The following is a 13,094-nucleotide window of genomic DNA, read 5'->3' on the forward strand; positions in this document are numbered from 1 at the left end:
CCTGCGCGGACGAATCCCACCGCCGCGCACGGTTAAGGGGCCATAGCTCAGCTGGGAGAGCGCTTGCATGGCATGCAAGAGGTCGGCGGTTCGATCCCGCCTGGCTCCACCAGCCTTCGCTTGCTTCGCAAGCTACGGCTCGGCAAGCCACGCCGAACTCTCGTGGCGAAGCAAGCGAAGGCTGCCGCGGCGTAGCCCGCAGGGCGAAGCCGGGCCGCTCGATTTCATCGACACAGCTTCAATCTTCCAAACTCCAACTTCAATCAGCACTCCGACGTTCCGCGCGCCTTGGCAGGGTTCGATGAAGTACGTCTACATTCTCGAAAGCCTCGACTCCGAACATTTTTATGTCGGCATCGCCGACGATCTGCGCGCACGGCTGGCCAAGCACAATGCCGGCGAGGTGCCCCATACCTCCAAATTCAAGCCCTGGCGGCTCAAGACTTACATCGCGTTCAGCGACGAAGACAAAGCCGTCGCGTTCGAGCAATATTTGAAGTCGGCGTCGGGCCGGGCATTTGCCAAGAAGCGGCTCTGACGGATAAGTTTCGGAACTCTTCCTCATAGCTTCGCAAGAAAGCGCATATGCCTCCTGACATTGCCCCCGGTGCGATGACCGGCCTGCGCGTGATCGATCTGTCGCGCGTGCTCGGCGGCCCCTATTGCACGCAGATCCTCGCCGACCACGGCGCCGACGTCATCAAGGTCGAGCCGCCGGCCGGCGACGAGACCCGCGAATGGGGCCCTCCGTTCCACGACGCGGACGCGGCGTATTTCATCGGCGCCAACCGCAACAAGCGCTCGATCTCGCTCGACCTCGCCTCGCCCGGCGGCCGCGCGGTGCTGTTGAAGATGCTCGGCCAGGCCGACGTGGTGATCGAGAATTTCAAGCCCGGCACGCTGGAGAAATGGGGCCTCGGCAACGAAGTGTTGAGCGCGCAATTTCCCCGGCTGGTGCATTGCCGGATTTCCGGCTTCGGCGCCGACGGCCCGCGCGGCGGCAATCCCGGCTACGACGCCATCGTGCAATCGATGGCCGGCATGATCGCCGCCACCGGCTCGAAAGAAAGCGGCCCGACCCGGATCGGCGTGCCTTTGGTCGACATCACCACCGGGCTCTATGCCACGGTCGGCATCCTGATGGCACTGGCCGAGCGGCAGAAATCCGGCCGCGGCCAGTTCGTCGAAACCACGCTGTTCGAGACCGGCCTCGCCATCATGCATCCGCACGCCGCGAATTATTTCCTGCACGGCAGGCCGCCGGCGCTGACCGGCAACGAGCACCCCAACCTGGTGCCCTACGCGATCTTCCCGACTCGCACCGACGACATCTTCATCGGCGTCGGCAACGACGCCACCTTCCGCAAGCTAGCTAAGGAGATCGGCAAGCCCGAGCTCGGCACCGATCCGCGCTTCGCCCGCAACAAGGACCGCATCGCCAACCGCGACGCGTTGAGTGCGGAACTCGCCGCGGTGTTCAGCGAGGCCGACGCCGAGCCGCTGTGCGATCGGCTGTTGGCGGCTGGCCTACCGGCCGGCCCGGTGCAGACCATCGACAAGGCGCTGACCAGCGCGCACGCGACCTACCGCGGCGATGTGATCGAGAAGGACTGGTACAAAGGTGTCGCTTCGCCGATCCGATTCGAGCGCACCAAAGCATCGCTGCGTCGCGTGCCGCCGACATTCGCCGAGCACACCGGCGAGGTGCTCGGCGAGTTCGGATTTTCGTCAGACGAAATCCGGGCGTTGGTTGCAAGCGGCGCCGTGTGCGACCGGCAAAGGAAACGCTGAGCAGCGGCGTTCCGCAACTCGCTCGCGTTCGATACCGCATCGCGGCAGTTGCTGTTCCGTCTCTTTTATCGCTTCCCTCGGCCGTCGCTTCCCCCCTACGCTGCGCTCGCGGACACGGTCATGTGCATGTCATCAGGCGCTGTTACCGCGCGACGAGATGATGGCCTATCGGGAGGATTTTGATGGCACTTCGACATGTCGGCCTGGCGGCGACGCTTTCGCTTGCGTTGGGACTCGCTTCGCCTGCGCTTGCTGCGACCGAGATCCAGTGGTGGCACGCCATGACCGGCGCCAACAACGACGTCATCGTCAAGCTCGCCGAAGAGTTCAACGCCGCGCAGACCGACTACAAGGTGGTGCCGTCCTATAAGGGCAGCTATCCCGACACCATGAACGCCGGCATCGCGGCGTTCCGCGCCGGCAACGCGCCGCATATCATCCAGGTGTTCGAGGTCGGCACCGCCACCATGATGGCAGCGACCGGGGCGGTGAAGCCGGTCTACAAGTTGATGGCGGAGGCCGGAGAGAAATTCGACTCGCAGGCCTATCTGCCGGCGATCACCGGCTACTACTCGACCTCGAAGGGTGAGATGCTGTCGTTCCCGTTCAACTCGTCCTCGATGGTGATGTGGATCAACAAGGACGCCTTGAAGAAGGCCAACATCGCCGAGATCCCGAAGACCTGGCCGGAGGTGTTCGAAGACGCCAAGAAATTGAAGGCGGCGGGCTACGCCACCTGCGGCTTCTCCACCGCCTGGGTGACCTGGGCCAATCTCGAGCAATTGTCGGCCTGGCACAACGTGCCGCTGGCGAGCCGGGCCAACGGCCTCGACGGCTTCGACACCAAGCTCGAATTCAACGGCCCGCTGCAGATCAAGCATCTGGAGACGCTGATCGCGCTGCAGAAGGACAAGACCTACGATTATTCCGGCCGCACCAACACTGGAGAAGGCCGTTTCACCTCCGGCGAATGCCCGATCTTCCTGAGTTCCTCGGGCTTCTTCGGCCAGGTCAAAGGCAACGCCAAGTTCGATTGGACCAACGCGCCGATGCCGTATTATCCGGACGTTCAAGGCGCGCCGCAGAACTCGATCATCGGCGGCGCCTCGCTGTGGGTGATGGGCGGCAAGTCGCCGGCGGAATACAAGGGCGTCGCCAAGTTCCTCAGCTTCCTGTCCGACACCGACCGTCAGGTCGCGATCCACAAGGCCTCTGGCTATCTGCCGATCACCAAGGCGGCCTACGCCAAGGCCCAGGAGGAAGGCTTTTACGTCAACGCGCCGTATCTGGAGACGCCGCTCAGGGAATTGACCAACAAACCGCCGACCGAAAACTCCCGCGGACTGCGGCTCGGCAACATGGTGCAGCTGCGCGACATCTGGGCGGAAGAAATCGAATCCGCGCTGGCCGGCAAGAAGACCGCCAAGGACGCGCTCGACACCGCAGTGACCCGCGGCAACGCCATGCTGCGGCAGTTCGAACGCACGGTGAGCAAGTAGGGAAGCGACCGTAAGTTGTTCAAAGATGAACGACGTCAGCAGATGAGATAGCATCGATGCATTCGAGAGCGGAGGGAGTTCCCCTCCCCCCGCTCTTGCGGCGGGGAGGGGTCGGGGGTGGGGGGACGGCGCCGATGTCTCGTACAATCGATCACCGCGTCACCCGCGCCCGCAGCCTGCGGCGGAATCCGACCGACGCCGAGCGCAAGCTTTGGCAGCGGCTGCGCAAAGTATCGCTCGGCGAGGTCCACTTCCGACGACAAGCCACGATCGGCCCCTACTTCGCGGATTTTGCCTGCCACGCCATTCGGCTCGTCGTTGAGATTGACGGCGGGCAGCATGCGGAGAGCGCGACGGATCACATCCGCACCGACTACATGCATGCACAGGGTTATCGGGTGCTGAGGTTTTGGAATCACGAGGTGCTCGAAAATATCGAGGGCGTTGTCGAGACCATCTTGAGCGTCGCGTCCGTGGCTCCCCCCACCCCTGACCCCTCCCCGCCGCAAGAGCGGGGGGAGGGGAAGTAGCCCATGCAGAAACAGGCCGTCTTCCAATCGCGCGCGCTGCCGTTCCTGCTGATCGCCCCGCAGGTCGGCATCGTGCTGGTGTTCTTCTATTGGCCGGCGCTGCAGGCGGTGTGGCAATCGTTCCTGCTGCAGGACGCGTTCGGGTTGTCGACCACTTTCGTGGCGTTCGAGAACTACACCGAGTTGTTGCAGCAGCCGGGATATTTCAACGCCATCGTCCGCACCTTCGCGTTTTCCGCACTGATCGCCGGCTCCTCGCTGTCGTTCGCGCTGCTGCTGGCAGTGATGGCCGACAAGCCGTTGCGCGCGGTGGGGCTGTATCGCACGCTGTTGATCTGGCCCTATGCGGTGGCGCCCGCGGTCGCCGGGGTGCTGTGGATGTTCATGCTGCATCCGTCGCTCGGCGTGCTCGCGCGAGGACTGCGCAATCTGGGGCTCGACTGGAATCCGCTGCTCAACGGCAATCACGCGGTGATCCTGGTGGTGCTGGCCGCGGCCTGGAAGCAGATCTCCTACAACTTCCTGTTCTTTCTCGCCGGCTTGCAGTCGATCCCGAAGAGCGTGCTGGAGGCCGCTGCGATCGACGGCGCCGGTCCGATGCGGCGGTTCTGGACCGTGACTTTTCCGCTGCTGACGCCGACCATCTTCTTCCTGATCGTGGTCAACATCGTCTACGCGTTCTTCGACACCTTCGGCATCATCGACGCGATGACCGGCGGGGGGCCGGCGAAATCCACCGAGACCCTTGTTTACAAGGTCTATCTCGACGGCCTGCTCGGCGGCAATCTCGGCTCCTCGGCGGCGCAATCGGTGCTGCTGATGGTGATCGTGATAGGGCTGACCGCGATCCAGTTCCGCTACGTCGAACGCAAGGTGACCTATTGATGGTCGAGCGCAAGGGCATCCGCGGATTCGTCGCGCATCTCATTCTGTGGATCGGCATCGCCGTGGTGGCGTTTCCGGTCTATCTGGCGTTCGTCGCCTCGACCCAGGACGCCGCGTCGATCGCCAACGGCCAGATGTCGCTGCTGCCGGGTGGGCATTTCCTCGAGACCTACACCCGAACGATTTTTGTCGGCACCTCCGGCTCGACCCGCGAGCCGGTGGGCGTGATGCTGTTCAATTCGCTGGTGATGGCGCTGGTCATCGCGCTCGGCAAGATCGCGATCTCGATCCTGTCGGCCTATGCCATCGTGTACTTCCGCTTCCCGTTCCGGATGTGGATCTTCTGGATGATCTTCATCACCCTGATGCTGCCGGTCGAGGTGCGGATCTATCCGACCTACAAGATCGCCGCCGACCTCAACATGCTGGACAGCTACGCCGGACTGACGCTGCCGCTGATCGCCTCGGCGACCGCGACGCTGCTGTTCCGGCAGTTCTTCATGACGGTGCCCGACGAACTCCTGGAAGCCTCGCGGATCGACGGCGCCGGGCCGTTGCGGTTCTTCTGGGATACGCTGCTGCCGCTGTCGCGCACCAATATCGCAGCATTGTTCGTGATCCTGTTCATCTATGGCTGGAATCAGTATCTGTGGCCGCTGCTGATCACCACCCGCGACGACATGCAGACCATCGTGATCGGAATCCGCAAGATGATTACAACTTCGGACGCGCTGACCGAATGGCCGGTGGTGATGGCCACCGCGGTGCTGGCGATGCTGCCGCCGGTGCTGGTGGTCATCGTGATGCAAAGACTGTTTGTGCGCGGCCTGGTGGAGACGGAGAAGTGAAGGTGGCGAATAGCGAATGGCGAATAGCGAATAGTAAGAGGGCCGCGCGACGCCTACGCCGTCGTGAGCGCCACTATTCGCTACTCACTATTCGCTATTCGCTCTCTTGGCGCGCGGAGCGCGCCGATGGCTAACGTCACCCTGCGCAACGTGCGTAAGACTTATCCCGGCGGCGTCGAGGCCATCAAGGGCATCGACTTTGCGGTCGGCGACGGCCAGTTCTGCGTGCTGGTCGGCCCCTCCGGCTGTGGCAAGTCGACGCTGCTGCGGATGGTCGCCGGGCTCGAGACCATCACCAAAGGCGAGATCGACATCGGCGGCCGCGTCGTCAACGACATCGAGCCTGCGGATCGCGACATCGCGATGGTGTTCCAGAACTACGCGCTGTATCCGCATATGAGCGTCTACAACAACATGGCCTATGGCTTGCGCAACCGCGGCATGCCGAAGCCGGAGATCGACAGCAGGGTCCGCGAGGCGGCGCGGATTCTGGAGATCGGCGCGCTGTTGGAGCGCAAGCCCAAGCAACTCTCCGGCGGCCAGCGCCAGCGGGTGGCGATGGGCCGCGCCATCGTGCGGCAGCCAAAAGTGTTTCTGTTCGACGAGCCGCTGTCCAATCTCGACGCCAAGCTGCGCATCGCGATGCGGGTCGAGATCCGCAAATTGCAGCGCAGGCTCAACACCACCTCGATCTACGTCACCCACGACCAGCTGGAGGCGATGACGTTGGCCGATATTTTGGTGGTGATGAATGGCGGCGTCGTCGAGCAGATCGGCAATCCGCTGGAGATCTATCGCAAGCCCGCCAGCACCTTCGTCGCCTCGTTCATCGGCGCGCCGCCGATGAACCTGATCGCGCTCGAGCCCGACGAGATCCGCGCGCAATTCGCCGGCGACGTTCGGGCGAACACCGAGGCTGGGATTCTCGGCATTCGCCCCGAGGATCTGCTGATTTCGACGGAGGCCGCGGCGAGCGGCGGCCTGGCGCTCGAGCTCGTCGTCGACGCCATCGAGCGGGTCGGCGCCGAGACCTTCGTCTATGGCGCCCGCTCGCGTCACGGCGAGCCTGTGATCAGCGCCAAGCCCGGCGAATTGCCGCCCGGCGAGGTGATCGTCCGGGTCCCCGGCCAAAGCGCCCCTGCGGCCGGCGAGCGGATCATGGTCACGGCGCCGCGTGAAAAACTGCATCTGTTCAGCGCCGACGGCCGCCGCCGGATCGACCTGTAAGTGCCAAAGTGCCGCCTTGGGACGCCCGATCGGGGTTCTTGAACAGGGCGGGGTGATGCCCATATTGTGCAGTGACCGGAGGGCAGTCCGCCAGCCGGCCGACTCTCAGGGTGCCGCAAGGGCCCTGAACTCAAAGTCGCTTCGAGAGGGCTTTGTACGAAAATGTCTCGTGTTCCGACGTTATCCAGTCCGTTCCTGCTGGGATTCGACGATATTGAGCGTGCGCTTGATCGCGTCGTCAAGGGCGCCGACGGTTATCCGCCCTACAACATCGAGCGTTGCGACCGCTGTAACGGGGAGCCGGAAAAGCTCCAGATCACGCTCGCGGTCGCCGGCTTCACCCGCGACCAACTTGATGTCACCATTGAGGAAAACCAGCTGGTGATCCGCGGCCGGCAGCAGGACGACAAGACCCGGCAATACATCCATCGCGGCATCGCCGCGCGCCACTTCCAGCGCACCTTCGTGCTGGCGGAGGGGATGCAAGTGCTGGGTGCGGATCTGAAGAACGGGCTGTTGTCGATCGATCTGGCCCGGCCTGAGCCGGAGCGGGTTGTTAAGACAATCGCTATCAATGAGCACGAATAATGGAACGAGTAGCGGACTCGACCGCTTGATATGACCATAAGGAGTCGAGACCATGACCGCAGTGAATGTCGTTGAAAATGTCGACGTCTCCACCGAGGCGCTTGCCACCCTTGGCGAGGGCCATATCGCTTATGTGAAGCAGATCCGATCCGAAGATGTGCCGGGCCTGTTTCCGCAGGCGCCGCGGATTGCGCCGGGCTTGAAGCTGTTCGCGCTGCATTCGGCCGACGGCACGCCGATCATGTTGACCGATAGTCGGGAAGCTGCGATCGCCAACGCCTGGAGCCAGGAATTGCAGGCCGTCAGCGTCCACTGACGAAAGCGGCGCCGCGAGATCAACGCGCGCAAGCGGGACGAGCAATCAGAGCGAGTTTAGCGCGGGCTGACCGATGATATCGGCGGCCCGCGCTTTTTTGCGCCGATGCTGCCATCGTCGCACCGAAGAATGCGGCTGACGGTTGCAGGATGCCGGCCGGCGGGGCAAGGTTCGAGCGCAGGACAAGTCCGTCGCTCGCATCGGCAACAGATGGACGCGGGCACAGCGCTGCTTCGAGCGAGGCGGCCGCATGGCGACCAAAGCCGGAACTCAGATGTTTGCGATTCCCCGCCGCTATAGCCACTTCGTTTTCAGCGTCATCCAATCCGGCATGACCTGCGCGGTTGCCGCCGCCATCGCCAGCCTGCCGCTGACCGGCGCCGCGGTGTTTCTGCGGCACTGGCTGCAATCCTGGCTGCTGTCATGGACGGTGATGCTGCCGGTGGTGCTGGTCGCCGCCCCCGCGATCCGTCGGCTGACGCATTTTTTGACCCAAGAAGAAAGCTGACCCGGATGGCCATCCCGGGCTGTCGCGGCGCCGTCCGCGGAGAGCCGATGACCGCAGCTGCTGCCCTGGCTCACGCGGTCAGGTGAGTGACCAGTATGTTGGCGCCGATCGCGATCAGGCCGAACCCGCCGGCCAATTCCGCCCAGCGGCCGGTGCGCTCGCCGATCAGTCCGCCGACCCGCAAGCCGATCAAGGTCAGCACGAAGGTGACGATCCCGATCACGAACAGGGTCAGCGGAATGTTGTCGCCGAACAGCGCCAGCGTCAGTCCCACCGCGGTGGCGTCGATGCTGGTGCCGACCGCGGTGGCGAGCACAGCGGCCCAGGTCGGCGTCATCTGCGGCGAACTCAGCGTTTCGGGGTGAAAGCTCCGCCAGATCATCCGCAGGCCGAGGCCGGCCAGGATGATGAAAGCAAACCAGTGGTCATAACCCTCAATCGTCCCGGCAAACTGCTTGCCGAGCAGATAGCCGATCAGCGGCGCCAGCCCTTCCAGCGTGCCGAACCCGAGCGCGATCCCCGCGCTGCGCAGCCACGACATGTTGGGAAATCTCACACCCTTGGCGACCGAGGCGGCAAAGGCATCGGTCGACAGGCTGAAGGCGAGGATGGCGATCTGAAACATCTTGGTCTCGGTTGAGGCGGCAGCACGGGACCAACAGACCCGGCGGCTGGCGACGTCGTTCAACGAATTTGATGAGCGTCTTACGGGCCGCGGTCGCCGCCCGCGCGTTTGCTACATCGTCCGCATCAGGCTGCGGTTGCCGGTGGCAGCGCCAGCACCGAATAGATCGCCTGGGCGTCGCGCGAGGCGCGCAGCTTCTTGGCGACGTCCATATCCCGCAACAGCCGCGCGATGCGGGCCAGCGCCTTGAGGTGGTCGGCGCCGGCGCCTTCCGGCGCCAGCAGTAGAAACACCAGATCGACCGGCTGTCCGTCCATCGCTTCGAAATCGATCGGCCGCTCCAGCCGCGCGAACAGCCCGAACAGCTTGTCCAGCTTCGGCAGCTTGCCGTGCGGAATCGCCACGCCGTAGCCGACCGCGGTGGTGCCGAGCTTCTCACGTTGCAGCAGCACTTCGAAGATCGAGCGTTCGTTCTGTCCGGTCAGCACAGCGGCACGTGCAGCCAACTCCTGCAACGCCTGCTTCTTGCTATTGACTTTCAACGCCGGGAGAACGGCCTCGGGCGCGACCAGATCGGTAATCGTCATGAAGCGTTCCGAGGATGATTTACCGTCAGTGTGAAATAGGCGTGCGGCAGGCTGGGTCAAGCGGAAGCGCAGTGGCAGGCGGACAGGAGTTCGCTTCGCCGGTGGAAAACGCTCTGAAATCATCGAACTGGTGCAGTCTAGCACCAGTCTCGGCCGGCGCAAAACCGCCGCCGCCGGGGCGCGGCCCGCGAAGGCGGCGGACCATAGGGAGCGCTCCGCGGGGCGTCAATGGCGATCTCAGCTGGGCACCACCGGCGGATCGACCCAGCCGACATTGCCGTCCGGCCGCCGATAAATGACGTTGACCCGGCCGCTGCCGCCATGAAGAAACACCACCACCGGCGCCCCGGTGAGGTCCAATTCCATTACCGCTTCCGAAACCGACAACCGCTTCAGCGAGGTGGTGGCTTCGGCGATGATCACGGCGTTGTAGCCCTCATCGGCGATCTCGGTTTCGGTGTCGGGCGCCTCGATGACGTAGCTTGGCGCGTCCAGCGTCGCGCTGCCGAGTTCCGCCACCGCGGCGGCGGCGGCGTGGATCTTTCGGGCCGAGCGATCCTTCAGCCGGCTCTTGTAGCGGCGCAGCCGCTTTTCGATCTGCAATAGCGCCTGGTCGGCGCTGGCATATGCGTCGGCGGCGTTGGATTCGGCTTCCAACGTGATCCCGGAATCGAGGTGCAGCGCACAATCGGTGCGAAAGCCGAAGCCGTCCTTGCTGAGGGTGATGTGGCCGGAATAGTTGCCGTCGAAATACTTGCGCAGCACCTCGTCGGTGCGCTCGCTGACGCGGCCGCGCAACGCTTCGCCGACACTGATGCTCTTGCCGGAGACCCGAATGGTCATGTCATGCCTCGATTCGTCTAAGATGGAGATACAGTTTCAGGAGGAATGAACTCAATCAAGCCGGTGCGGTGTCGCGGGACCGGTCTGCCGTTGTTGCCGGCGCTGTGAGTGCATTTCCAAGCATGCTTTGCTTGTCTCGGCGACGCTGGACGGAGGAAGGAATCCGCATCGCTTCGCGGTACTTGGCGACGGTGCGCCGGGCGATGTCAATACCAGCCTCGCGCAGTTTTTCAACGATGGTGTCGTCGGACAGAATAATCGCCGGGTTTTCCCCGTCGATCAATTGCTTGATGTGATGGCGCACCGCCTCGGCGGAATGGGCTTCGCCGCCGTCTGCCGAGGCGATCGACGCGGTGAAGAAGTATTTCAGTTCGAAGATCCCGCGATTGGTCGCCATATACTTGTTGGCGGTCACGCGCGAGACTGTCGACTCGTGCATCTGAATGGCATCTGCGACGGCTTTCAGATTGAGCGGCCGCAGATGGGCGACGCCCTGGGTGAAGAAGCCGTCCTGCTGGCGCACGATCTCGGTGGAGACCTTGAGGATGGTGCGGGCGCGCTGATCCAGCGCGCGCACCAGCCAGGTGGCGTTCTGCAGGCAATCGGTGAAGTAGGCCTTGTCGCCGTCCTTGCGGATCGTCTTCGAAAGTTCGGAATAATACACCTGATTGACCAGGACCTTCGGCAGCGTCTCGCTGTTCAGCTCGACATGCCAGCCGCCGTCCGGCCCGGGCCGCACATAGACGTCGGGCACCACGGTCTGCACCCGCGCGGTGCCGAATTTCAGCCCCGGCTTCGGATCGAGATGGCGGATCTCCCCGATCATGTCGGCGAGGTCCTCGTCGTCGACGCCGCAGATCCGGCGCAACGCGCCGATGTCGCGCTTGGCCAACAGATCGAGATGCTCGACCAAGGCCTGCATCGCCGGATCGTAGCGGTCGCGATCGCGCAGCTGGATCGCCAGGCATTCGCTGAGGTTGCGCGCGCAGACCCCGGCGGGGTCGAATTTCTGCAGCACTGCGACCACCGCCTCGACCTGCTCGGCGCTGGCGCCGAGCCGTTCGGTGGCGTCGCCGAGATCCGGCGGCAGATAGCCGGCGTCGTCGACCAGGTCGACCAGGTACTGCCCGATCAGCCGCTGCTTGGGATCGGTGAACGCCACCGCCAGCTGTTCGGCCAGATGGCCGCCCAGCGTGATTTCGGCGGCCACGAAGGCTTCCAGATTGTAGCCGTCGTCGTTCGACGAGCCGCCGCCCCATTCGGTGAAGGCGGTTGGGGCTGCGTCCTGCGCGGTGCGCGCAGCGGTCTCGGCCGGCTCTTCGGAAAATACATTGTCGAGGCCGGTGTCGAGGGTCTGTTCGATCTCGGCGCGGCTGCCGAGGTCGCGCTGCATCCAGTCCTCGGCCGAGGCTTCAAAGCCATCGCCGGCTGCGCGGTCGGAAAAATCCGAGCCATCCGCCCCCGCATCCTCGCCAGATCCCGACGCGGCGTCGTCGCGGTCGGAGAATTCGGCGCGCTCCGGCGCGAGCTCGCCCGGAACCGGCGGTTCGCCGTTCTCATTGGCGCGATCGAGCAGCGGGTTCCGCTCGAGCTCGTCCTCCACAAAGCTGGCGAGGTCGAGATTCGACAGTTGCAGCAGCTTGATCGCCTGCATCAGCTGCGGCGTCATCACCAGCGATTGCGACTGGCGGAATTCTAAGCGTTGGGTCAGTGCCATGCAGGCAGCCGTTCCAGATTGGTCCGTTTCTTGCTTAGCGCTTTCCGGGGCCGATGTACACGGCTTGACGAATGGGAAATTTGGAGTATGGGCGCCGCGGCGGCAGGCGATTGACGTTCAGCGGGCTGGACAGCGCTACAGCCGGAACTCCTCGCCGAGGTAAAGGCGCCGGACATCCGGATTATTGACAATCTCCTCCGGACTGCCTTCGGTCAAGATCTCTCCGGCATAGACGATATAGGCGCGGTCGGTCAGGCCCAGGGTCTCGCGGACGTTGTGGTCAGTGATCAGCACGCCGATGCCGCGGTTGGTCAAATGCCGGACCAGGTCCTGGATGTCGCCCACCGCGATCGGATCGATGCCGGCGAACGGCTCATCGAGCAGCATGTAGTTCGGCCGGCTGGCCAAGGCGCGGGCGATTTCGACGCGCCGCCGCTCGCCGCCCGACAACGCGATCGACGGCGATTTGCGCAGCCGCTCGATGTTGAATTCATGCAGCAGATTGTCGAGTTCGGCCTCGCGCTTGCGGCGATCCGGCTCCACCGCCTCGAGCACCGCGCGGATATTCTGCTCGACGCTGAGGCCGCGGAAAATCGATGCTTCCTGCGGCAGATAACCGATGCCGAGCCGGGCGCGCTGATACATCGGCAGCTTGGTGACGTCGTGGCCGTCGAGTTCGATGGCGCCGCGATCGGCCTTGATCAGCCCGGTGATCATATAGAACACGGTTGTCTTGCCGGCGCCGTTGGGGCCGAGCAGACCGACCGCTTCGCCGCGCCGGACGTAGATGCTGACGCCGCGAACGATGCGGCGGCTGCCGAAGCTTTTCTCGATGCCATGGACCGCAAGAAAGCCATCGCGGGACGGCGCACGCTGCGCCCGCGCCGGATTCGAACGGGCCGGCTGCTGCGGAGCGATCGGCGGCGCGGCGGCCGGATCGCGCGCGACCGGCGGCACGTCGCGCACCGGGCTGGTCAACAGATCGCCCACGCTGTCGCCCAGACCCGTGATGTCGCCGCGCTGCGCGCGCGCAAAGCTCGGGGCGGCCTTCGCCGGCCGGCGACGGAACATGCCGAGGAGATCCACCATATCGTTAACGTCAACCTTCCCGGCCTTGGTTCGAAGGCCCG

At 64.1% G+C, this 13,094-nt stretch carries 15 protein-coding genes and 1 tRNA gene; 11 read left to right on the forward strand and 5 right to left on the reverse strand.

Annotation, left to right across the window (positions count from 1 at the left end):
- Positions 1–36 precede the first annotated feature (36 nt).
- The 11 genes from RPC_RS02020 to RPC_RS02070 all read left to right on the forward strand — a co-directional run bounded on the left by RPC_RS02020 (position 37) and on the right by RPC_RS02070 (position 8,192).
- A tRNA-Ala gene (locus RPC_RS02020) sits at positions 37–112 on the forward strand.
- A gap of 189 nt (positions 113–301) precedes the next feature.
- On the forward strand, positions 302–538 hold the full coding sequence (locus RPC_RS02025) for a GIY-YIG nuclease family protein (RefSeq protein WP_011470885.1): 237 nt from the start codon (positions 302–304) through the stop codon (positions 536–538).
- 47 nt (positions 539–585) lie between these two features.
- On the forward strand, positions 586–1,791 hold the full coding sequence (locus RPC_RS02030; RefSeq protein ID WP_011470886.1) for a CaiB/BaiF CoA transferase family protein: 1,206 nt from the start codon (positions 586–588) through the stop codon (positions 1,789–1,791).
- A 182-nt stretch (positions 1,792–1,973) separates the two neighbouring features.
- Positions 1,974–3,290: a sn-glycerol-3-phosphate ABC transporter substrate-binding protein UgpB gene (gene ugpB / locus RPC_RS02035; RefSeq protein WP_011470887.1), complete on the forward strand. Its 1,317-nt coding sequence runs from the start codon at positions 1,974–1,976 to the stop codon at positions 3,288–3,290.
- 134 nt (positions 3,291–3,424) lie between these two features.
- Positions 3,425–3,820, forward strand: coding sequence for an endonuclease domain-containing protein (locus RPC_RS02040; protein WP_011470888.1), 396 nt, complete (start codon positions 3,425–3,427; stop codon positions 3,818–3,820).
- A 3-nt stretch (positions 3,821–3,823) separates the two neighbouring features.
- Entirely contained in the window at positions 3,824–4,705 is an 882-nt protein-coding gene (gene ugpA, locus RPC_RS02045; protein ID WP_011470889.1) for a sn-glycerol-3-phosphate ABC transporter permease UgpA, read from the forward strand.
- Complete coding sequence (gene ugpE, locus RPC_RS02050) at positions 4,705–5,553, forward strand: sn-glycerol-3-phosphate ABC transporter permease UgpE (RefSeq protein ID WP_011470890.1); 849 nt, start codon at positions 4,705–4,707, stop codon at positions 5,551–5,553. Before ugpA ends, ugpE begins: the two co-directional genes overlap by 1 nt.
- Positions 5,554–5,679: 126 nt before the next feature.
- On the forward strand, positions 5,680–6,780 hold the full coding sequence (locus RPC_RS02055) for a sn-glycerol-3-phosphate import ATP-binding protein UgpC (protein WP_011470891.1): 1,101 nt from the start codon (positions 5,680–5,682) through the stop codon (positions 6,778–6,780).
- A 162-nt stretch (positions 6,781–6,942) separates the two neighbouring features.
- Positions 6,943–7,368 (forward strand): Hsp20 family protein, encoded by a 426-nt coding sequence (locus tag RPC_RS02060; RefSeq protein WP_011470892.1) that lies wholly within the window; start codon positions 6,943–6,945, stop codon positions 7,366–7,368.
- 52 nt (positions 7,369–7,420) lie between these two features.
- Entirely contained in the window at positions 7,421–7,684 is a 264-nt protein-coding gene (locus RPC_RS02065) for a DUF1150 family protein (protein ID WP_011470893.1), read from the forward strand.
- A gap of 274 nt (positions 7,685–7,958) precedes the next feature.
- Positions 7,959–8,192 carry a DUF2798 domain-containing protein gene (locus tag RPC_RS02070; protein ID WP_041802311.1) on the forward strand — a complete coding sequence of 78 codons (234 nt, stop codon included), beginning with the start codon at positions 7,959–7,961 and terminating at the stop codon, positions 8,190–8,192.
- A gap of 70 nt (positions 8,193–8,262) precedes the next feature.
- Here the strand turns inward: RPC_RS02070 and RPC_RS02075 are convergent, their stop codons facing one another.
- The 5 genes from RPC_RS02075 to lptB all read right to left on the reverse strand — a co-directional run bounded on the left by RPC_RS02075 (position 8,263) and on the right by lptB (position 13,053).
- Complete coding sequence (locus RPC_RS02075; RefSeq protein ID WP_011470895.1) at positions 8,263–8,817, reverse strand: manganese efflux pump MntP; 555 nt, start codon at positions 8,815–8,817, stop codon at positions 8,263–8,265.
- A gap of 125 nt (positions 8,818–8,942) precedes the next feature.
- The gene (gene ptsN, locus RPC_RS02080; RefSeq protein ID WP_011470896.1) at positions 8,943–9,404 is read right to left on the reverse strand and encodes a PTS IIA-like nitrogen regulatory protein PtsN; all 462 of its coding nucleotides are present in this window, start codon (positions 9,402–9,404) and stop codon (positions 8,943–8,945) included.
- A gap of 237 nt (positions 9,405–9,641) precedes the next feature.
- Positions 9,642–10,247, reverse strand: a complete 606-nt coding sequence (gene hpf / locus RPC_RS02085; RefSeq protein WP_011470897.1) for a ribosome hibernation-promoting factor, HPF/YfiA family — start codon at positions 10,245–10,247, stop codon at positions 9,642–9,644.
- A gap of 55 nt (positions 10,248–10,302) precedes the next feature.
- Positions 10,303–11,964, reverse strand: coding sequence for an RNA polymerase factor sigma-54 (gene rpoN, locus RPC_RS02090; RefSeq protein WP_011470898.1), 1,662 nt, complete (start codon positions 11,962–11,964; stop codon positions 10,303–10,305).
- A 135-nt stretch (positions 11,965–12,099) separates the two neighbouring features.
- Positions 12,100–13,053, reverse strand: a complete 954-nt coding sequence (lptB, locus tag RPC_RS02095; protein ID WP_011470899.1) for an LPS export ABC transporter ATP-binding protein — start codon at positions 13,051–13,053, stop codon at positions 12,100–12,102.
- Between the last annotated feature and the right edge of the window lie 41 nt (positions 13,054–13,094).

Source organism: Rhodopseudomonas palustris BisB18 (genome assembly GCF_000013745.1).
GTDB lineage: Bacteria > Pseudomonadota > Alphaproteobacteria > Rhizobiales > Xanthobacteraceae > Rhodopseudomonas_A > Rhodopseudomonas_A palustris_F.